The organism is Gluconobacter japonicus, assembly GCF_015244665.1.
Taxonomy (GTDB): domain Bacteria; phylum Pseudomonadota; class Alphaproteobacteria; order Acetobacterales; family Acetobacteraceae; genus Gluconobacter; species Gluconobacter japonicus.
Map to the genome: position 1 here is coordinate 532073 of NZ_JABCQN010000002.1, position 21372 is coordinate 553444.

19 protein-coding genes are annotated in these 21372 nt (G+C 57.2%); 10 read left to right on the forward strand and 9 right to left on the reverse strand.

The genetic code is table 11. The features are described 5' to 3' along the window. The first annotated feature begins 101 nt into the window (after window positions 1–101). Window positions 102–2891, forward strand: a complete 2790-nt coding sequence (locus HKD32_RS05845; RefSeq protein WP_194257683.1) for a TonB-dependent receptor domain-containing protein — start codon at window positions 102–104, stop codon at window positions 2889–2891. Window positions 2892–2994: 103 nt separating this feature from the next. Here the strand turns inward: HKD32_RS05845 and HKD32_RS05850 are convergent, their stop codons facing one another. From HKD32_RS05850 to HKD32_RS05875, 6 genes are all read right to left on the reverse strand, one after another. Then, window positions 2995–5214, reverse strand: a complete 2220-nt coding sequence (locus tag HKD32_RS05850) for a pyrroloquinoline quinone-dependent dehydrogenase (protein ID WP_194257684.1) — start codon at window positions 5212–5214, stop codon at window positions 2995–2997. Further along, a complete protein-coding gene (locus HKD32_RS05855; RefSeq protein ID WP_059431518.1) occupies window positions 5214–5594 on the reverse strand; it encodes a hypothetical protein in 381 nt (126 codons plus the stop codon). Before HKD32_RS05855 ends, HKD32_RS05850 begins: the two co-directional genes overlap by 1 nt. 88 nt (window positions 5595–5682) lie before the next feature. Continuing rightward, window positions 5683–7239 carry a carbohydrate porin gene (locus HKD32_RS05860; RefSeq protein WP_061932006.1) on the reverse strand — a complete coding sequence of 519 codons (1557 nt, stop codon included), beginning with the start codon at window positions 7237–7239 and terminating at the stop codon, window positions 5683–5685. 309 nt (window positions 7240–7548) lie between these two features. Then, window positions 7549–8955, reverse strand: a complete 1407-nt coding sequence (locus HKD32_RS05865; RefSeq protein ID WP_194257685.1) for an ABC transporter permease — start codon at window positions 8953–8955, stop codon at window positions 7549–7551. A gap of 4 nt (window positions 8956–8959) precedes the next feature. Further along, window positions 8960–9823 (reverse strand): ABC transporter ATP-binding protein, encoded by an 864-nt coding sequence (locus tag HKD32_RS05870; protein WP_194257686.1) that lies wholly within the window; start codon window positions 9821–9823, stop codon window positions 8960–8962. Window positions 9824–9928: 105 nt separating this feature from the next. Next, entirely contained in the window at window positions 9929–10594 is a 666-nt protein-coding gene (locus HKD32_RS05875) for an alpha/beta hydrolase (protein WP_007281538.1), read from the reverse strand. 137 nt (window positions 10595–10731) lie between these two features. Here HKD32_RS05875 and HKD32_RS05880 point away from each other — a divergent pair, with 137 nt between their 5' ends. The 5 genes from HKD32_RS05880 to HKD32_RS05900 are packed head-to-tail and all read left to right on the forward strand — an operon-like array spanning window position 10732 to window position 15052. Then, window positions 10732–11829, forward strand: coding sequence for a cysteine desulfurase family protein (locus tag HKD32_RS05880; RefSeq protein ID WP_194257687.1), 1098 nt, complete (start codon window positions 10732–10734; stop codon window positions 11827–11829). After that, window positions 11826–12974 (forward strand): cysteine desulfurase family protein, encoded by a 1149-nt coding sequence (locus tag HKD32_RS05885; RefSeq protein ID WP_194257688.1) that lies wholly within the window; start codon window positions 11826–11828, stop codon window positions 12972–12974. The genes HKD32_RS05880 and HKD32_RS05885 overlap by 4 nt, the downstream gene beginning before the upstream one ends. Before the next feature lie 16 nt (window positions 12975–12990). Then, a complete protein-coding gene (locus tag HKD32_RS05890) occupies window positions 12991–13305 on the forward strand; it encodes a ferredoxin family 2Fe-2S iron-sulfur cluster binding protein (RefSeq protein ID WP_010504203.1) in 315 nt (104 codons plus the stop codon). Between the two features lie 5 nt (window positions 13306–13310). Next, entirely contained in the window at window positions 13311–14393 is a 1083-nt protein-coding gene (gene mnmA, locus HKD32_RS05895) for a tRNA 2-thiouridine(34) synthase MnmA (RefSeq protein ID WP_010504205.1), read from the forward strand. A 2-nt stretch (window positions 14394–14395) separates the two neighbouring features. Continuing rightward, a complete protein-coding gene (locus HKD32_RS05900; protein WP_194257689.1) occupies window positions 14396–15052 on the forward strand; it encodes a glutathione S-transferase family protein in 657 nt (218 codons plus the stop codon). A gap of 15 nt (window positions 15053–15067) precedes the next feature. On the opposite strand, the gene HKD32_RS05905 is transcribed toward HKD32_RS05900, so the two are convergent. After that, window positions 15068–15283, reverse strand: coding sequence for a putative periplasmic lipoprotein (locus HKD32_RS05905; RefSeq protein ID WP_194257751.1), 216 nt, complete (start codon window positions 15281–15283; stop codon window positions 15068–15070). 155 nt (window positions 15284–15438) lie between these two features. Here HKD32_RS05905 and HKD32_RS05910 point away from each other — a divergent pair, with 155 nt between their 5' ends. The 3 genes from HKD32_RS05910 (at window position 15439) to HKD32_RS05920 (ending at window position 18439) form a co-directional block, all read left to right on the forward strand. Continuing rightward, window positions 15439–16524 carry a DNA topoisomerase IB gene (locus HKD32_RS05910; protein ID WP_194257690.1) on the forward strand — a complete coding sequence of 362 codons (1086 nt, stop codon included), beginning with the start codon at window positions 15439–15441 and terminating at the stop codon, window positions 16522–16524. 138 nt (window positions 16525–16662) lie between these two features. Beyond that, a complete protein-coding gene (locus HKD32_RS05915; protein ID WP_194257691.1) occupies window positions 16663–17916 on the forward strand; it encodes a cation:proton antiporter in 1254 nt (417 codons plus the stop codon). Window positions 17917–17974: 58 nt separating this feature from the next. Then, entirely contained in the window at window positions 17975–18439 is a 465-nt protein-coding gene (locus tag HKD32_RS05920; RefSeq protein WP_026017640.1) for a hypothetical protein, read from the forward strand. Window positions 18440–18448: 9 nt separating this feature from the next. Here the strand turns inward: HKD32_RS05920 and HKD32_RS05925 are convergent, their stop codons facing one another. Both HKD32_RS05925 and HKD32_RS05930 read right to left on the reverse strand, forming a co-directional pair. Further along, on the reverse strand, window positions 18449–19393 hold the full coding sequence (locus tag HKD32_RS05925; RefSeq protein ID WP_194257692.1) for an SMP-30/gluconolactonase/LRE family protein: 945 nt from the start codon (window positions 19391–19393) through the stop codon (window positions 18449–18451). 130 nt (window positions 19394–19523) lie between these two features. Then, the gene (locus HKD32_RS05930; protein WP_062022709.1) at window positions 19524–20456 is read right to left on the reverse strand and encodes a hydrogen peroxide-inducible genes activator; all 933 of its coding nucleotides are present in this window, start codon (window positions 20454–20456) and stop codon (window positions 19524–19526) included. Between the two features lie 146 nt (window positions 20457–20602). Here HKD32_RS05930 and HKD32_RS05935 point away from each other — a divergent pair, with 146 nt between their 5' ends. Beyond that, window positions 20603–21334, forward strand: a complete 732-nt coding sequence (locus HKD32_RS05935) for an SDR family oxidoreductase (RefSeq protein WP_194257693.1) — start codon at window positions 20603–20605, stop codon at window positions 21332–21334. Window positions 21335–21372: the final 38 nt, after the last annotated feature.

A 21372-nucleotide genomic window follows, 5' to 3' on the forward strand; every position in this document is an offset into this window, starting at 1 on the left:
AGGCGAGGAGAGCCAGTCATTGTTTGTCGCTTGAGGGAACAGGTATCAGACTACTAGAGATATGTTATATCGTAACATAATATCTGAGTGTGTTTCCGACCATGCGTCTCCGTTTCTTCTCCAAAGCCGCTCTCCCATTCTGTCCGGCTCTGGTTGGCGGCATGATGTGGAGCCCAGCTCTTTTTGCCGATGATCGGACAGAGAGCGTAAAATCCTCGAAGTCGGAAGATATCGTTGTCACGGGATCGTATCTGGCAGGTGCGGGCAACAGGACAGCCAATCCGGTTCAGATCATTTCATCCAAGGATATTCAGAAAACATCCGCTATTTCCCTTGGGGATTATCTGACACGACTGCCCTCCGTAGGATCATCGGGAACGCCGAATACGCGCACGAATGGTGGCGGAGGTGTCTCCTGCACGGACTTGCGAAATCTGGGGCAGGGGCGTGTCCTTATCCTGATTGATGGCAAACGCACGGCCATGAATGCAGGTTCGGAATGTGTGGATCTCAATGCTATTCCTGTGCAGCAGATTGACAGGATTGAGATCCTGAAAGACGGTGGCTCCGAGCTTTACGGAGCGGATGCCGTTTCGGGCGTCATCAATATCCGCCTGAAACACGATCTGACGGGCGGCAACCTGACCATCAAGGGTGGTATCACACAATATGGGGATAGCCGGTCTGGGCTGATTTCCGGCTACAAGGGCTTCAATTTCGATCATGGGCGCGGCAACGTCACGCTGTTTGGTCAGTACGATACGACCGGGCCGATTTCCTCGCGGGATCGCCGGTGGGCTGCCCTTCCACAGAACGATAATCCTGCATCGGGCGCAGCGAGTTTTGGCTCTTCCATCATTCCCGGTGGCGTGGCGTTTAATCCCGTAACGGGAAAGAAAATGGTCTCTGACGGAAATGGTGGTTTTCGCTCGTTTCAGTCTTCGGATCTGTACAACTTCGCCGAAGGGTCAATGCTTCAGAACTATCATCAGAACGCGGCGCTGTCCGGAGATGCTCATTACGATCTGAACGCACATATCACACTGTATTCCAACGTTCGGTATAGCCACACCACGGCGTCCCGTCAGCTTTCTCCAGCCCCGGTTCAGGGCAGTATTCCACCGTCCAGCCTTCCATCCTCGTGGATCATTCCGGCTGGGAGCCCTGATAATCCGTGGGGCAAGGACTATGCCGTGACGAAGAGGATGGAGGATATCGGATACCGGCAGAATGATTTCGCGGTTGATACCTGGACCGTCATGGGAGGGGCAAAGGGACGCATTGTCGGGGACTGGCAGTACGATACATCCATGACTTACGGCGTCAGTCAATTAACGGCACAGACGCAGAACATGGTGAATTATCGCCACCTGCTGGAAACGACCGGTACGGAACAGCTTGATCCGTCCAGCTCGTCGAGTGCGGTGCGATATAATCCGGATATCTGCGTGGCAGCGTCAGGATGCGTTCTGCAAAATCCGTTCGCGCCTTATTCGGAACAGGCCGCGAATTATGTCCGGTTCACGCAGCATGATCACGCAGATTACCAGATGCGGGACGTCAATCTGCGTTTCCATAACAACCATGTTCTGAGCTTGCCATACCGGCATGGCGGCCAGATCGGCCTGGCGTTAGGGATGGAGCACCGAAGCGAGCAACTGAGCTACAAGCCTGATCCCGTTGTGGAGCGCGGGGATTCCACGGGCGCAACAACGGCTTACACGGGTGGCGGCTTTCATGTGATGGAAGGGTATGTCGAAGGGAAAATTCCACTTCTCGAACATGCTTTTCTGGCGCGGGATCTGACTGTGGATCTTCAGGGTCGTGTCTCGGCCTATAATACCTTCGGGACGACGAAGAACTGGAAGGTTGGGCTGCACTGGACACCTGTTCAGGACATTGCATTCCGCGCCACACTGGGGACATCCTATCGGCAGCCAAGTATTTACAGTCTCTATGGCGGCCGCACGCTGAGCTATCCGTCTGCGTCCGACCCATGCAGTCAGGCCGGGGCCTATGGAGCGCGGGCCGGAACGGTTCGGGCAAGGTGCCTTTCGGAAGGGATCAATCCCGAGACGTTCAGTTCAGCGTTCGTGGGACAGTTGCCCACGCTTTCGGGCGGGAACACTGCTCTGAAGCCGGAGACAGGTCGTACCTATACAATCGGAACAGTTGTCACCCCTCACTGGGTGCCGCATCTCTCGCTGTCCGTCGAATACTGGCACTACACGTTGCAGAACATGATTTCTGCACCGGGAACGCAGTATATTCTGGACGGATGCTATACGGGGACAGAACCGCAGCTTTGCTCTCTTGTGTCCCCACGGTCCACAAGCGGTCAGCTTACGGCCATTTCCGCTGTTCAGCAGAACCTCGGTGGTCTGCGCACGAACGGTCTGGATATCGACCTGACTTACCGGATGCGTCTGGGGCGGCAGGACAGCCTGTCCCTATCCGAAAACTACCAGCAGCTGATCGGGTATTTCCAGCAGTACACGCCGGGTGGAGCATGGCGGAATTACACGGGGCGGCTGCTGTATCTGTCAGGCAGCGGGATGCCGCGTGAGCGGAGTTACACCACGGTCAGTTGGCAGCATGGTGCGTTCAGCCTGACCTACATGGTGCAATATATTGGTGGCATGCACTGGAATGATGGCACGAATGACCTGGCGCCGCAGACAGCCGGGCGTACGCGGTCTCCCGGCGTTTTTCTTCAGGATGTGACGCTGGGCTATCGGGCGGGCCGATGGACGGTCAATACGGGCGTCAACAATCTGTTCAACCGTCAGCCGCCTTTTGTTGTGGATGGTGCGTCCAATACGGCTGTTGCGCAGTATTCAGGGTTTATCCCGGGCCGCTATGTGTTTGCTCAGGTCGGAGTAGATTTCTGAGAGCTACGAAGGGAGAAGCATCCTGTTGGATGCTTCTCCTGTTTCAGTCCGGGTATTCAGTCTGGACTGACCTGCCCGCATCAAGAAATGCGGGCAGGGATCTTCAATGCTTGATGGCATCTGGTAGGGCGTAAACTACAAGCTGGTCCGTGATCGGCGTCATCATGAAATGATGTCCGCCGGCCATGATGGCAACGTACTGATGCCCGTTGGCCTCATAGGTCATCGGGTTGGCCTGACCACCACCTGGCAGGACGGCACTCCACACAACCTTGCCAGTGTGTTCATCAATGGCGCGGATCATGTTGTCCGTTGCCGCGGCAATGAAGATCAGACCACCAGCCGTCACGACGGAACCACCGTTATTGGGCGTGCCAATCTCCCATGACAAGCCAGTCGGCAGGCCCCACGGACCATTGGCACGCGCCGTACCGAGCGGATGCTGCCACAGCACCTTCTGGCCATGCTTCATGTCGATCGCTGTAATCATGCCGTAGGGCGGGCGATGGCACAGCATTTTGGTGACAGGATCCCAGAAGGGGGCAATGGCGATCGCATAGGGTGTGCCTTCCATCGGGCCGTTCCCTTCTGCCGCCCCTGCGCCGGGCTTGTAGTTCGGATCGTCGATTGGCATCAGGCCAAGGGAGTCTGCCTTCTTGCGGGTAATGAGCTGCGCGTACATGGGCGAGGCGTTCCAGTTGGCCACCAGAATGCCGGTGTTGGGATCATAGGACATGGACCCCCAGTCGCTGCCGCCATTATTGCCGGGATACATGATCCATGGCTTGTCGAGGCTGGGCGCTGTGAACTCACCATCATAATGCGCGCTGCGGAACTTGATGCGGCAGTAAAGCTGATCAATGGGGGACATACCCCACATGTCCTTTTCCTTCAGCTCCGGCATCCGGAGAGCAGGCATTCCGACGGACCATGGCTGGGTGGGCGCACGGCTGTCGCCTGGCACATTTCCTGCGGGAGCCGGGCGTTCTTCAACAGGAAGGATCGGCTTGCCGGTCCGGCGGTCCAGAACGAAGGTCTGGCCACGTTTGGTCGGCACAATCAGGGCGGGTGTGGGTGTGCCGTCCGAACCGGGCATATCCATCATCGTGACCTGAGAGCCCATGTCATAGTCCCAGACGTCCTTGCGGGTCGTCTGATAGACCCAGCGTGGGGAGCCGGTCTTGACGTCCAGTGCTACGACGGATGTTGAAACTGCATTTTCTGCCGGGCTGCGGAGACCGCTGAAATAATCGCCGGCAGAATTGCCTGTCGGGACGTACACCAGCCCCTGTTCGTTATCGCCTGTCATGGTGGCCCAGGAGTTGGGCGTTCCACGGCTGTAATGGCGATTTCCGGTCGGCTGGCCGTGATCGTCCGGATTGCCGACATCCCAGGCCCAGACGAATTTTCCGCTTTCTGCATCATAGCCACGAACCACACCAGACGGCGCCCAGCGACGCTGACCATCCAGCACTTCGTGGTTGACGACCACAACACCGTTCACAACGGGTGGAGGTGCCGTCATGGCGACAAAGCCCGGAACGGATTCACCAAGGCCCTGCATCAGATTGACCTGACCGTTATGCCCGAAAGCCGGGCAGAACGCGCCCGTTGCCGCATCGACGGCGACAAGGCGCATATCCAGCGTGCCTTCAAGGATACGGTTATGGCAGGGCTCGCCCTCCGGCACGACGGAAGACGTGAAGTACGTCACGCCTTTGCAGGCTGCGGTGTACGGAATGGCTTCATATTTGACGCCGAGATTGCGACGCCAGATCTCCTTACCCGTTACAGGATCGAGTTTCATGATGTCGTTCTGGGCCGAGCACATGTAAAGGCCGTCCCCCACCTTGATCGGTGTGGTCTCAGCGGCCCATTTATTGGTCTGACCGGGGCGAGGATAGCTGCCGGTATGATAGACGAATGCTGGTTCAAGGCGTTTTACTGTTTCCGGGTTCAGTTCCGTCAGTGGAGAATAACGCGTGGCCTTGTCGTCCCGTCCATAAGCAGGCCAGTCCTCACGGGACGGGTTTGCGCTCTGCTGCGGAGCCATGGCCGGGACCTGCGAGGCATCGATTGACTCAATATCCGGCAGATTGGCTGCATTCACGCCCGGAGCCTGAGGGGCATAAGGCGACGGTCCTGCAAAGTAGCTTGAGTTTGGTGGCGTGTTTTCCTTTGGCTCATCTGCGTTTCCGGGGCCAGGAATAGTCGCGGACGGCGGACCGCCAGACCCTGCGGGAGCGAACTGAGCGTGAGCAGCGAGTGGCGCACAGGCGAGAGCGAGGCCAGCGGCTGTTGCGAGAAGGTGAGACCGGCGCATCAGACGGCTCCTCTGAGGGTACGACGGCTTTCCATGCGACGCAGGACCGGAATGGTCAGCGCGACGAGAATACCGAGGATGGTCGGGCCGAAAGCGCGGGGCAGAAGGTCAACGGGGCTGAAACCGACTTCCCACAGGGACCAGACCCATGTGTAAGCCAGGGCTCCCAGATACAGGAAAGCGCCAAGCGTGCGGCCCATGAGCATGAAGACGCCGCTGGCAATCAGAATGATGCCACAGAGGGCGTAGTAGGTTGAGCCGCCCAGCATTGCGAGGTCAGCGCCCGCAATGAGGAAGAACAGACCCACGAGAAGAATGACGACCCCCAGAAGCAGCGTCAGCCACTCCGTCAGAGTCCTATTGCCGTTAGTGACAGGCATGGGAAGTGTCTCCTGTAGAAGGTGAAGTTCTGTCGATCTGAAATGAATTTTGGATATATTTCATAGTAACTTGTCCTGATTGAGATTTTCAGAAAGTAATTCCGGTCTCAAAATCCAGTATCAATGGATTTTTATACCGATTTGTTCCGCCTGTGCTCCAGATGTACTGCGCTCCAGGACGGATGAGCAGCCAGGGGGTTGGGCGCCAGCCGTAGTTCAGTTCGATGGCATGTTCCCCACTTGGGCGGTAAAGTCCTGTGGCACCATCTTTCTGAAGTTGCGCGACCCAGTTGCTGATTTTGGCGTTGACCCAGAGGAACTTCATGCCAAGGCTGACCGTATCGTCGGGGCGGTTCTTGAATGTGCCTTTGCGGGTGAGGCCCCAGTCCACGAAATAGGGAGCAATGGCTGTTCTCGGGTCACCCCATGTGAAAGAGGCAAAGAACGATGTGCCGCGGTGAGAGTCTGCCGCGTCTCGCTGGATCATCCGGTCAAACTGGAACCAGCCACCGAAGCGACCACGTACTTTCGCTGTCGGTGCACTAACTAGATAGTTACCTGGAATTTCAAACATTCCACCTTGAGAATACACATCGTTGACCTGCGACGTATCCCAGTAGCCGCCGACCTTGATGTTGGTCTGGAGAGGCCCGCTGTAGTCGTCCTTGCCGCCTTGATGCCAGACGAGCTGGAACGGCAGGAATGTTCCGGTCGCTCCATGCAGGTTCAGTTTCCAGCCATTATGCGTGTTGCCGATCGTCGGGTCGGCAGAATAGACGCCGAACTGGATGGAATAATGATCGTTCCCCGCCGGGTAGAATTTCACCCACGCGCCGGGGTGGGCGGTCGGATAGTAGCCGTAGCCAGAGTTGTAGGCGATGGATTGCGGCATGCCGCAGATCGCGTTGGTCTGGAACTGGCAGTAGTTGTTCATGCCCCAGTACATGGACCAGGTTTCGAAATCGGTTTCGGAGTTGATTTCACCCACTGTTGTCGCGACGTAGCGGTTCCAGTGCATTTCCCATGACAGCAGGGACAGGCGCACCGTTGGCGAGCCGTATATTTCCTGCGGGCTGTTCAGGGCGGGGAGTTTGGCACCAAGTCCCTGTCCAGCACGAGAGGTCACGATGAAGTGGAAAAGACCAATGCTGTAACCAGTTAGTTTCTTGAGGTCGAAATCAAAATTCAGGCCGATTTCGTGCGCGTACCTCACGTTCTGGGATTTGCCGCCCATCGGGTTGCCGGCTGAATCCTGAAAGTAATGGCCTGTGATGTTGACGCCTTTGTCCGTCAGCCATGGCCGCCAGCCTCCCCAGTTGCCCGTCATGGTGCTCTGTTTCATCCAGTCATGCAGACTGGCTGGCAGAAAGCCTTCGTCGGTCGTCGAAGACTGTGACAGGTCATTTGTTCCTGGTCCCGCAGGTGTGGGGGTTACAGGTTTAGGTCCGGGCCGAATGGTTCGGACGCGGCTTTTGGCATTGCTTTTCGACTGAAACGGCTTTTGCCCCGACGAGTCTGTCTGGCCTTCGATTGCACCGGTTGATGAGGACTGGGCATGTGCCTCACCGGATATCAGTGTGCTCCCAGAGGTCATGGCACAAACCAGCCCCAGAGACGTCACCCATTGTCTCGCAAACGCCTGCATAGTTTTAACGGTTGTGAACCGTGCCCCATTGTCTGTTTGGGTAAATGGTCAAGTCCACTTCCCAGGAGGGACATATTTCATGATAAAAAATGACTGTTGAATGACAAAATTGAGAGGTTTTTGACAGGCATCCAGATAACGAGATTTGGAAATATTAAGAAATAAATCCGTTGTTATTTTTTCGCGGTTCTGCGCGGAGAGATATTTTTGAAAATAATCAGTATCAATATTTATCACGGTTCTGTGTGGTATCCCAATTGCTGGTCACCACGGATGATTTTGTTTCTGTGTATCCAGTTAAGCGATCCATCATTCGTTTTCGTAAGGCCAGTCTGAACGGCTGATCCGATATGGCGCAACGAGATAGCTGAAGGCGCCTAAGGTAAGAGCGGTCAGGGCCAGGTATCCAGCATATCTAAGGCCTAGCAGGAAGGGCGCGCAAAGCTGGATCAGCACAACTGGAGCAAGATTGAAGACGAAAACGATCGACTTTGCCGGTGAGCGTAAAAACAGGAAGGGCAAAGCAGAGCATAGCGTCATGCCAATGGCCAGAACGGTCAGGTCCAGAGCGTCATAAAAAGCGTCTGCAGGAAACAGGGGTTTCAGGGCAGCATAAGGCACAATAAGGCTGAGGACACGGATCGGTGTGACGATCAGCATTCGGGACAGTTTGGCTTTGAAAACAGCCTGCACGAACTTCAGCCGACTTCCAAACCGCCCGGTGACCAGCAGGAGCGGCCAGTGCTGTCGGTCCAGGAGCCATTTGTCTCCAATCACCAGCATGATGCACCCGGTGCCAACGGATTTGACCCATGCCGCGCTGAAACTGCGGTGGCTGAGAAACATGTCTATCGTTGCAAAGACGGAGAGCGTCACGGGAATGACGAACAGGCTGATCAGAATGTCGGTTCTGAGCGTAACGGGGGTTATGGGAGCAAGGAGCATCTGACGGAGTTGATAGGGTGTCAGCGCTTTGTTTGCGGAACGCGCGACGCTCGAACCTGTACTTGCTGACGGGAGGGGATGCTCATGTGCGGCTGGTGTAAGAGGCGTGCTGCCATGAAGCCGGTTCGGCAGAGACAGGATACTGCCGATCAGTCCGATGAATAAAACGATGCTCGCGGGAACGGTAAGAGCCGCAGGGCGCGTCAGCATCCAGAAGGTGGCGTCCGAAACGAGCACCAGTGCAAACTGGGCGGACATGAGCGCAACGCCGAACAGAACAATGGCAAGCCGCCTTTTCCCGGATTGCCCATGTGGTGGGGCATACCACTGCACGGCCGAGGGAATGGCGTTGAACAGGATAAAAAACAGGGCGTCATGGAAAGGGATGGGCAGCAGTCTCATCAGACCGGCAAAGCCCAGAATAATTACGCTCGCAACGATACTGGCCGCACGGGCTTCGGCAAGGGCCAGTCCGGGAATGGAAGGCGCTTGTGAGCCGCCGATCTGATTGTTCGTATGAAGCTGGAGTACGCTCTGAACAAATATGACGATAAGAATGACGTAAAAGATGCTGGTATGCGAAAGAGCCTGTGCCAGTGTTTCGTGTTTGAGCAGACCATGCAAGTTCCAGAGCGCGCAAAGAGCGGCAATCAGCCAGCCCACGAGCATTAGCGCCATGTAGTTGCTGCGCAGGAATGTTGCTGAGAAGTAAAGGCCAAGCGCCCTGCGCAGGTCGGACCATTCCAGCGGGGAAAGACGAAATCCTCCCATGGGCTCAGGAAGCCTGTGTCGCTGTGATTTCCAGGAAAGCATCCTCAAAATCGGGCACGGAAACCGTTGTGCCTTCAGGCAGCATGACGTCTTCCGACCATCCATGTACGAGAAGCCTCGTCTCGCGCTGCCCGATGATCTGGAGGGGAAGATTATTGAGGATATGTGGTGTTGCGTGATCCAGCCAGCGCGTTGTGGCGCGGAACACCGTGGTTGGAACATCCAGCACAACCTGACCTTGCCGGAGGAACAGCAGGCGGGAGCAGAGGCGCTCCAGATCGGAAAGAATGTGCGAGGAAATCAGAACGCTGGCACCGGTGCGGCGTGCATAGTCTCCGAGCAGATTCATGAAATCCCGTCGGGCGTGAGGGTCGAGACTGGCAACAGGTTCATCCAGCACCAGAAAGTCCGGCGCATGACGCATGGCCAGCAGGATTGCGAGGCGCTGGCGCTGACCGCCCGAGAGACTTTTGACTAACTTTTTAGGGTCCAGATCGGCCCAGCGGAGAAGGGTGGAATCGACCGGTGGAAGTGACCCATAAAAGGCGCCGATATAATCAATCAGCTTGCCAACCGTGAATGCCCCGAACCCCGTCATGGTCTGCGGAACAAAGCCGGTTCTGGCGCGCAATTCCCTTGGAAGGTTCAGAACATTCTGACCGAACAGGTCCACCGAACCCTTGTCCGGTACAAGGAACCCCATCAGGCATCCGATAAGGGTGGACTTTCCCGCACCGTTTCTTCCAAGCAGCGCAACGGTCTCGCCGGGTTCCACAGTGAACGACACGCCATCAAGAGCTGTAAAGCTGCCAAAGCGCTTGGTGAGGTCCGTCACGCGGACGGGGAGGACGTCTTGCCGGATGTTCATGTAACGATCGTTACATAGTGTATATGATCCAGCAAGAGCCCCAAAAGAAAAGGCCCGCGTCCCGGAGGGCGCAGGCCTTTTTCTTCATAAGACTGTCAGATTTGTTCAGTCAGCAGCCAGTGCGAGAGCCTTGCGGCCGCGCATGGTCATGACATGATCTTCCAGTGCTTCACCAACGCGGTCAGCCTGTTTGGCGAAGATATGGTCGGCATCGTCGAAGATACGATAATCGACCGTCACGTTCTTCTGCGTGTTCAGCTTGTCCACCAGCTTACGGATACCCGGCTCTGGCGCCATTTCGTCTTTGCCGCCGGCAATCATTAGGCCGCCGCAAGGGCAGGGCGCGAGGAAGCCGAAGTCATAGTCATTGGCAGGAGGAGCAACGCTGATCCAGCCGCTGATTTCCGGACGACGCATCAGAAGCTGCATGCCGACGAACGCACCGAACGAATAGCCGGCGATCCACAGTTCGCTGGAGTTCGGGTTGACCATCTGCATCCAGTCGAGGGCTGCGGCTGCATCGGAGATCTCGCCGATGCCACCATCGTAGCGGCCCTGCGAACGGCCAACGCCGCGCGAATTGTAGCGCATGACCGAGAAGCCCATCTTCTCGAAGCTGCGATACATCGTGTAGGTAATACGGTTGTTCATGGTGCCGCCGTGGAGCGGATGGGGATGCAGCACCAGTGCGAGGGGAGCGTTTGGTTCGCTGGAGTGGTGGTAACGACCCTCAAGCCGGCCATCTGGGCCGGCGAACATCACTTCAGGCATGTATACTCTCGCTCTATGTCCGGCAGGATTACGGCCCTGCCTTCCGGTGGGCGTCTGTATATCGAGTTGAAAGCCCGAATTTCCACCAAAATCGACTCGGGATTGCGATTCCTGCAACTCTGCACGATCTAGGGAACATGACGAACGCATCCGCTCCGACCTATCTTGACGCCAATGCAACCGAGCCTCTGCGCCCCGCGGCGAGGGAGGCTGTGCTGGAAGGATTGATGCTGTCTGGCAATCCGTCTTCCGTCCATGCGGAGGGGCGTGAGGCCAGGCGGTTTCTGGAAAATGCCCGGAGCCGGATCACTGCCGGTTTTGGGCGGATTTCCGGGACTTGCGTGTTCACGTCCGGGGGCACGGAAGCTGATGCGATGGCTATTCATGCGTTCGGTCGGGGCAGGCGTATCCTGATCGGCGCAACTGAGCATGACGCGGTGCGTAAGGCTGCTCCTGAAGCGGACATTATTCCTGTGGACGGGCAGGGTGTTCTGGACCTCGAATATCTGCGGAAAAAACTGTCCGATGGTGTGCCGACATTGGTGTGCGTCATGTCTGCCAACAACGAAACCGGTGTCCTTTCACCGTTGCGCGATGTGGCAACACTCTGCCGCGAATCGGGTGCGCATCTGCACGTGGATGCTGTTCAGAGCGCCGGGCGTGTTCCGTTTGACTTGACGGAGTGCAGTGTCGCCCTGTCCGGTCACAAGATGGGTGGCCCGAAGGGAGCGGGTGCACTGCTTCTGCCGCAGGATGAGCCGATTGATGCGCTGATGATTGGTGGAGGTCAGGAACGTGGGCGCCGTGGCGGGACGCAGGCGATCCCCGCAATTCTTGGGATGGCGACAGCATTCGAAGAGGCGCAGAAGCAGGATTGGAGCGCTGTTGATCGTCTGCGGGAACGTGTCGAGCAGACGGCTATGGAGGCTGGGGCGCGTGTTGCCGGTCGTGGGGCTCCGCGGTTGCCGAATACGAGCTGCCTCATTCTGGATGGTGTCGCGGCTCAGGTGCAGCTTATGACGCTGGATCTGGATGGATTCTGCGTCTCTGCCGGGTCGGCCTGTTCCTCCGGAAAAGTCTCGGCATCGCATGTTCTGACCGCCATGGGAGAAACGACGGGCGCCAGTCAGGCCATCCGCGTGTCGTTGCCCTGGAATGTTCGGGAAGAGCAGGTTGAAGCGTTCTGTGTTGCCTACGGGCGCATGGCGGCGCGTCTGCGGAAGGCTGTGTCATGATCTATCTGGATTACTTTTCGACCACGCCTTGTGATCCGGCTGTCGTTGACGCGATGTTGCCGTGGTTTGCCGAGGATTATGGTAATCCGCACAGTGTGCATGGTCCGGGACAAAAGGCGGCAAAAGCTGTGGAGCAGGCCCGGCAGAGTGTGGCTGACCTGTTGGGTGTGGAAGCGCGCGAACTGGTGTTCACGTCTGGTGCGACGGAAGCGAACAACCTCGCCATCAAAGGCGCGGTTCGGCATTTCAGGCGGATGGGTGATGAGCGCCGCCGGGTTATTACGGTCGCCACAGAGCATAAATGCGTTCTGGAATCCGTTCGGGATCTGGAAGCGGAAGGGTTCGAGCCTGTTGTTCTGAGCGTGGATTCTCAAGGGTGCGTTGATCCTGCTGAGCTTCAGGATGCTCTGGCGGTGCCAACCCTGCTTGTGAGCATCATGGCCGCCAATAACGAGACAGGCGTATTGCAGGATATTCCGGATCTGTCACGAATCGTGCGGGGGGCAGGTGTCCTGTTTCACACCGATATGGCGCAGATGACCGGGAAGCTCCCCGTCTCGCTGGCGGACGTTGATCTGGCGTCTTTTTCTGCTCACAAAATGTATGGTCCGAAAGGGATTGGCGCATTGTATGTGCGGCGTCGGCCTCGCGTGCGATTGCAGCCACTTTTCTCGGGGGGCGGTCAGGAACGCGCGTTTCGTTCGGGGACGCTGCCCACGCCTTTGGTTGTCGGTTTTGGGAAAGCAGCGGAGCTGGCTGCACAGAGACTGGAGGCTGATATTCAGCAGATTTCTGCCCTCCGCGATGATCTCTGGGGCCAGATTAAAACGGCGCTCCCGGACTGCGAACTGAATGGTGGCGAGGTTAAGCGATTACCGGGTGCTCTGAATATCTGTCTGCCGGATGGCGTTCGGGCAACAGACATCCTTGAACGCGTTCCGGACGTCGCCATGTCTACGGGATCGGCGTGTTCGGCCGCGGAAATTACACCGTCCTATGTGCTGACGGCGATGGGACTTTCTGCAGAGAAAGCATCGCGGTGCTTGCGCCTGTCGGTCGGACGCTCTACCTCCAAGCCCGGTATTGACCGTGCGGCGGCTCTTTTGATCGAAGCTGTCCGTACCTGCCAACCTTCAAGAGACTGAAAAAGACGGACAGCCCATGCCCAAGATGACCTTTATCGAACGTGACGGTTCCCGCCGTGAAGTTGACGCCCCTGTCGGCCTGTCGGTGCTGGAAATCGCCCACAAGCACGACATTGACCTTGAAGGTGCCTGTGAGGGTTCGCTGGCCTGCGCCACCTGTCATGTGATCGTGGACCCGGAATGGGCTGGCAAGCTGTCCGAGCCGACCGACGATGAAGAAGACATGCTCGATCTGGCGTTCGGCCTGGAGCAGACGTCGCGTCTGGGCTGCCAGATTGTCATGACCGAAGACCTGAATGGCCTAACCGTTCAGCTTCCTAAGGCGGGCTGAAGACCATGCGTATCCTCGTTGCCATGTCGGGAGGCGTGGACAGCTCCGTAGTGGCCGCGCTTTTGAAACGGCAGGGCCACGAGGTGATTGGCGCGACACTCCAGCTTTACGATCACGGTCAGGCGTCGAAGCCGGGCGCGTGCTGTGCCGGGCGCGACATCATGGATGCCCGCGCCGTGGCGGATAAGCTGGATTTTCCGCATTACGTCATTGATGCGGAAAGCCGCTTCCGGGACAGTGTGATCGAGAACTTCGCGGACGCCTATGCGCGCGGGGAAACGCCTGTGCCGTGCGTGGCCTGCAATCAGGGCGTGAAGTTCACGGATCTTCTGGGCATGGCCCGCGATCTGGGGTGTGAAGCCATGGCGACCGGGCATTATGTCCGGCGCGTGGAAGGCCCGGATGGCGCAGAAATGCACCGGCCGGTTGATGCGGAACGGGATCAGACCTGGTTCCTGTTCGCGACGACAAAAGATCAGCTCGATTACCTGCGGTTCCCGCTGGGCGAGATGCCGGACAAGGCGCACGTGCGTGAACTGGCGCAGGAGCTTGGACTGGAAATCGCGGCCAAGCCGGACAGCCAGGACATCTGTTTCGTCCCAAGCGGATCTTACGTCGATATCGTAGAGAAGCTTCGTCCCGAAATTCGGGGCGAGGGCGAAATCGTGGATGAACAGGGCAATGTCCTTGGGCATCATGAGGGTGTTGCGCGCTATACGGTCGGCCAGAGCAAGCGGCTGGGAGACATCCATACGGCCGTTGGCGAGCGCCAGATGGTAACGCGGATTGATGTGCCCAAGCGCCGGATTGTCGTTGGACCGCGCGTTCAGGCGACCGAAGTCGAGACGCGCAAGACAATCCGTCTGCGGGATATGAACTGGCTGATGGATGCGCCGCCTGAAGGTGTTTCCTGCGGCGTACAGATCCGCGCCCGTGAGAAGCTCCGGGATGCGGTTGTGAAGCCATTGGCGAATGGTGAGGCACTTGTTGAATTGACGGAACCCGCCATGCCAGCGCCCGGTCAGGCGTGCGTTCTGTATGATGGAAGCCGCGTTCTGGGCGGCGGGTTTATTCTGGCGGGAGCGTAAATATGGCGGGGACACTTCTGATCGGATCGCGGCGGTATTCGTCCTGGTCCCTGCGAGGCTGGCTGGCTGTTAAACTGGCGAAGCTGGACGTGGATGAAAAGGTCATTGCTCTCAAGGGCGGTGGCAAGACCACGGAAATCCACGCGCTGTCTCCCAACAAACTGGTGCCGTATTTGCAGCATGATGGTGCACATGTCTGGGAAAGTCTGGCTATCTGCGAATACTGTGCCGAGTATGAGCCGTCGCTCTGGCCACAGGACCGTGTGGTGCGTGCCCATGCCCGAAGCATCAGCGCACAGATGCATGCCGGTTTCCGTCCGATCCGGCAGAACTGCCCGATGGATGTGGAGCGCGTTCCTGCACCTCTTGCAGAGATCAGCGAAGATCTTGCCAAGGATGTTGCTCTGTTGAGTGACACGCTGAAGGGGGCGCTTCTGCGGTCTGGTACGGCCACGTCTTACCTGTTCGGTGATAGCCTGACGGTTGCGGACTGCATGTATGCGCCTGTTGCGATCCGCATTCACACCTATCAGCTGGATGTCGATCCGGTCGTAAAGACATGGGTGCAGGCGCTGTTGGCACACCCGTTGATGCAGGAATGGTCTGCGCTTGCAGAGGCTGAGCCTGCCGATTGGCGACTGTCTTACGAGGACAAGTAAGGCTTCTCGCTTCGTTCAGTGATGGACGAAGCCCATTCCGGTTTGCAGCGCGGTGCGGAAGACGTCTGACCAGATGTTATTGCCGCCACCATGTCCTCCCCCTGGGCCGCCAGCAGTTTGGGTATAAGATGCACCATCCCCGTCATCGGCAGTCTCTGACATGTCGGACGGTGGATGAGAGGCGCAGCCTGCGAGCAGGAGTATGCTGCATCCCCACAATAGTCGCTTCATGACAATGCTTCCCTGCTCTGAAAATCGTTCCTTTCTACGTCGCCCTTGAAATGGCGAGTGTCATGTCAGGAAGTATAAGGAACCGTAAGCGGATCTGACGAAACTCCCGTTGCTGAAGCACGCTGTTACAGGCGGACGGACAGGGGCGCAGATTTGTGACGGCACGACTTTCACCAGAGCAGAAACAGGCCAGACGCGCAGGGCTTCACTATGTTGACCGGACGGAGCCGGGGATTACGCGCAAACGTGCGGGCAAAGGATTTGCTTATTATGATCCTGCTGGGGCGCGTATTGCCGATCAGGACGTCATTAACCGTTTGAAACGCCTTGGTATTCCACCGGCCTATCGGGATGTGTGGATCTGTACGGACCCTGAGGGGCATCTGCAGGCCGTGGGCACGGATGCGCGCGGACGGTTGCAGTATCGCTATCATCCCAAATGGCGCGAAACGCGGGATCTCGCGAAGTTTGATCGGATGCTCGTGTTCAGCGAGAAGCTTCCTGCGGTACGGGCGCAGGTTGCCAAGGATCTGGCGCGAAAGACGCTGGATCGGGACCGCGTTCTGGCTGCAATTGTTTTCATCATGGAACGGACGATGGCGCGGATTGGCAATGACCGCTATGCGCGTGAGAACAAGAGCTATGGCCTGACGACGCTTCGTCATCGGCATGTGGATGTCAGTGGAAAGCACGTCACGTTTGACTTCCGCGCCAAGCACGGCATCGAGCAGCATCTGGATCTGTCTGATACGCGTCTGGCGCGACTTGTTTCCCGACTGGAAGATCTGCCGGGGCAACGTCTGTTTCAGTATCTGGACGAAGATGGCACGCGCCATGAAGTGCATTCGCAGGACGTGAATGGTTACCTTCAGACGATTACAGGCGAAGACATTACGGCCAAGGATTTTCGGACCTGGGCTGCCACGCAGCTTGCGGCCGTTACACTCTGTGCGTTCAGTGATTACGATACGAAGGCAAAAGCCAAGAAGCAGGTTGTCGAGGCTGTGAAATCCGTAGCTGCCCGACTAGGAAATACGCCTGCGGTCTGCCGGAAAAGCTATATCAACCCCTGTGTGGTGGATGGCCATCTGGACGGAACTCTTCGGGCGGCGTTCCAGAAGCGGGCGCAGGATGTTCTGGAAACGCCGGAGCATGGGTTGTCTGCCGAGGAAGCGGCGGTGACCGGCTTTCTGGCGAACCGACTACCGTATCTTCACAATAATGGCGCTGTAAAACCCTGAACAGCGATATGTTGAAATCTGTCGATTGAAACTCTGCTTGTTACAGAAGCTTCTGTGTCTGACAGTGAGTGGTAAATGCGGACCGGGATGGATGGTCAGGCAGACGGCGGAAAGTCAGGGTAGGATGGAGCAGGGCATATGAATTCACTCGGGCTTTTTGCATTACTGATGGTGGGCGCGACGTGTTTCGGTGTGCTGAACGAGCGCCTGCTCAAACTGCCTATGACAATCGGTATCCTGCTGATTTCCATGGTCATCTCGATGATGGTCATGCTGATCAACCCGCTGATTCCCGGCTATGACCTTCAGCATATTCCCCGTTCGCTGCTCGGGCAGGTCAATCTGCCCGAGACTTTTCTTGAAGGGGCACTGTCCTTCCTGCTGTTTGCAGGTGCCATGCAGGTTAATCTGGGACTTCTGCTCGCCCGCGGAAAAGCCGTGGCAGCGCTTGCGATTTTTGGGACGGTTCTGGCTGTTGCTCTTCTTGCCGGGGCCGCGTGGTTTGTTTTTCCGCTTCTGGGTATGCAGGTGCCATTCAGTTGGTGTGTTGTGCTGGGGGCAATTCTCGCTCCCACGGACCCGGTTTCCGTTGTTGGGATGTTGCGTCGGCTGGGTTTGCCGGACTCATTACAGGCCGTTTTCGCGGGTGAGAGCCTGTTCAATGACGGTGTGGGGGTTGTGATTTTTGGTACGGTGATCGGTGTCGCGACGGGAGAGGCCCAGAGTGTCGCCATGACCGATTTCGTTGTGCGGTTTCTGATCGAGGCCGTTGGAGGTGGGCTGCTGGGTGGTGTGTCTGGCTGGGTTGCGCTGAAGATCATCCGTGGCGTCAAGGATATGCAGATTGACCTTCTGGCCTCGCTTGCGCTTGCGACGGGGACATACAGCCTCGCCAGTGCCTTGCACATGTCAGGGCCGATTGCCGTCGTGGTGGCAGGGATGTGGCTGGCGACGGATGCCGGAAAGCGGGCCATCCCTGAACATTCCCGTCAGGAACTGGTGACGTTCTGGGGACTGATTGATGAAATTCTGAACGCGCTTCTGTTTCTGTTGATCGGGTTCGAACTTCTTGAAATCACACCGCATCTTCCGACGCTGGTGGCCACCCTTCTCATCATTCCTCTTTCGGTCGTGGTGAGGGGGCTGAGCGTTTTTCTGTCCACCATGCCTGTCCATTTGCGGAAGGGGGAGCGTGGGAAAGCTCTCGGTGTTTTGACCTGGGGCGGACTGAGAGGGGGAATTTCCGTGGCATTGGCTCTGGGTCTGCCTCCCGGGGGCCTTCGTGAAACACTCCTGCCGGTGTGTTATGGCGTGGTGGTCTTTACAATCATTGTGCAGGGGCTGACGATGGAGAAGGTGGTCAATCGGCTTTATCCGAAGAGTACCAGTTGATAATGGCCTGCCGGTCCGATCTGGCAGAGGATGAATGGACTGGCGGGAGCAGGACAGAATGATGACAGTAAAACATGCAATGGGATTCATGCTGGTGGCAGGAAGCCTGTTTTGCGCAGCGGAAAGCGCTTCCGCCGCATCTGGTTTCCCCGGTCAGAAAGGATGCTGGACAGCGCTTCCCGGTGAGGACGAGCGCCCGGATGTGACGTGTCGCAGCTTTACGGAAGACCTGCTTCGGAGCCTTCAGAACGCAACCCCCGCGCAGGTGACGCAGATCCTTGGTGTGCCCGGAAAGGACCATAAGGCCAGCTACTTCCAAAGCGCTAACAAGAACCCGGGTGCCTACAACGGATATATCGAACTGAAATATACGGCGGGGCGTGTCTCCGATCTGTCCGCCGTCATGACGCAGGTGACGCCCAACGGAATGGCGAGCGACGAAAAGGACTATCAGTGGGGCGTTGGAAAAGCTGGGTGTTCAGATTTTCCGGGGTCAAAAAAGGCCTGTGATACGTCCCAGTAATCTTCTGGCTTAATCCCTGAGATCCAGCGCCAGAAGGTGCTGGTTGCAGGTGATGAACAGGCGGCGGTTGTCAGAGCCGCCGAATGTGCAGTTGGTCGGGGTATAGGGGAGTCGGATGAAGCCGAGAGGGCATCCTGAACTGTCCAGGATGTGAATTCCGGTCTCTGACGTCGTCCAGATCCAGCCACGTTGATCCACGGCCAATCCATCGGGAATACCGTGTTCAACGCTGTAAAAAGGGTGCTCTTCGGAAAGAGTACCGTTTTCCGCAACGGTAAAAGCCTGAATGGCGTGAGTGGCTCCGCCAATCGCCCGCGACGTATCCGAAACATACAGCGTCTGGCCGCTGGGTGAAAAAGCCAGACCATTTGGCTGATCCAGATCCGCCATGCGGGTCAGCGTGGCACTTGGTCGATGATATCGGTACACGCTCCGATGAGGCAGTTCGGGGTCTGCGATGTACCCTTCGCGGGGGGACGTGATGCCGAAAACGGGGTCTGTAAACCAGAGTGTATCGTGCGGTCCTGCAACGATGTCATTGGGCGAATTCAGCCTTCCGCCCTGATAATGCGTGATGAGAGGCAGGGCCTCTTTTCCGGGGTGGGAAATACTGATGCACCGGCGGCCATGCTCACAATGAGCCATTGTCCCATCAGAGAGCAGGGCATTGCCGTTGATGAACCAGGTTGGGTCAAGAACTGTGTGGACATGTCCGTCCGGATGCCATGCCATCAATCGACGGGAAATGACATCTGACCAGATCAACCGGTTTCCTTCGGCATCCCAGACAGGGCCTTCACCATGCGTCGTTCCTTCATGCAACAGAAGAAGCGGCGTATCGAAGTCCAGTACGGCGGCCAGAAGGGGATCATTGATCCTCAGACCGGGCATGATGCCCAGAATTCTGGGTGCTCCAGCGCGGCGTAGGAATGTACCGATAAGCACATTCTTCACAGGTAGACTCTTTCCTTTGCACTCGACCCGGGATGAGACACAGAGTCTCCGGCCTGTCTCCTGAGATCGTAGTTAAGGGCCTGAGTGTGTTCTGTTGTGCGGAGTGTGAACGTCATGGAGGGCTGGTGGTTCAAGTTGGATACATTTTGCACCCTTCCGGCGCATTTTGACGCAGAAATTTACCAAGTTCCCTGAATGTCGAGGCGCGTGGGTCTGAGGCACGCCAGACAAGACCGATCGTCCGGCAGGCCTCGGGTTCGGAGAGGGGGCGGACGGTGATGAGGCTCTCGAAATCCATTCTGTTTCGGAGCGCCAGTCTGGGGATCAGAGAGAAGCCTTCACCCGCGCCGATCATGTGCCAGAGCATTTCGAGGCTGGTGGCCAGTCGAGGCTCACGTTGACGGGGAACGGTCGGGCAGATGGAGAGCGCCTGATCGCGCAGGCAGTGTCCGTCCTCCAAGAGCAGAAGGTCAGGGCGACCAAGCTGTTTCAGAGAGATTTTGTTTTTGCCAGCAAGTTCATGCGTCGCAGGGAAGACACCCAGAAATGCCTCTTCGAAGAGTGGAATGGTTTCCAGCGCTTCCGAAGGGGCAGGGAGCGCCATCAGGGCCAGATCCAGTTCGTTATTTCGCAGAGCATGAACAAGCGTGTCAGTCATGCCTTCCGTGAGGCGAAGATGCAGGTTGGGATAGTCGTTCCGTAAATGCGGGAGGATGCCCGGAATGTAATACGGTCCGAGCGTTGGGATAACACCGAGACGCAAAATACCATCCAGCGGGCTGGTATGTGCTCTTGCAGCTTCCAGCAGATTGCGTGCGGCTGCCAGAACGTCGCGGCCGAGTGCAATGAGTCGTTCCCCGTCGGGGGTTGGCGCGACGTGACGGCGCGACCGCTCGAACAATGTGACGTCAAGAAGCTGTTCCAGCTTCCGGACCTGTTCGGACAGCCCCGCCTGACTCACGCCGCAGCGCTCGGCAGCGCGGGAAAAATTGCGAAGATCGTCCACCGCCACGACATATTCGATGTCGCGCAGGGACAGGCCGGAAAGGGGAACATAACTCATGGAATGATAGATAGGATCGAACTTAAAAATATGGAAGTGCGGTTTTACCTGTTAAAAATTTCAAAGGTTCATCTGTGCGTGGAAGACACACCGAAGTACGAGGCGTATAAGGTTCGACACATTTTCCAGAGGAAGGATCAAGAACCATGTCCCAGCGCGCTGCTCTTGTGACCGGTGGTTCCCGCGGTATCGGTGCCGCAATCGCACTTCGTCTTGCCGCAGACGGCTATGATGTTGCCATTTCCTATGCCAGCAACGAGGCGGCTGCCGCTGCCGTTGTCAGCCAGATCGAGGCCAAGGGCCGTAAGGCCGTGGCCATCAAGGCTCATGGCGGAACGGCTGAAGGGAATATTGCTGTTGTCGCCAAGGCTGTTGAGACGTTTGGTCGTCTGGATGCTCTGGTTTGTAACGCCGGTATTTATCCGTATGGCCCGATTGACCAGATGAGCGTTGAGCAGATCGACAAGGTTCTGAATCTCAATGTGCGTGCGGTCATGGTTGAGACCATGGAAGCCGTGAAGCATATGGGGCAGGGTGGTCGCCTGATTTATATTGGCTCTGCGTTCGGTGCTCGTGCGCCTTTCACGGGAATTTCCCTGTACGCAGCAACGAAGGCTGCTCTGGAAGGTTTTGCAAAGGGCGTTGCTCGTGATGTGGGACCAAAGGGTATCACTTGCAATGTCGTAGAACCCGGCCCGATCGATACGGATCTTAATCCGGCCGATGGCGAAGGTGCCGCACTAATCCAGAGCTTTACAGCCACGAACTCTTACGGGAAGGTGGCTGACATTGCTGGTTTTGTTGGGTTTCTCGCCAGCCCGGCTGCGTCCTACATCACTGGTGCTTCTCTGCCGGTTGATGGTGGCCTGACCGCCTGATCGCAAAATCCATTCGGGTCATCCTGTTTTCTCGGCTT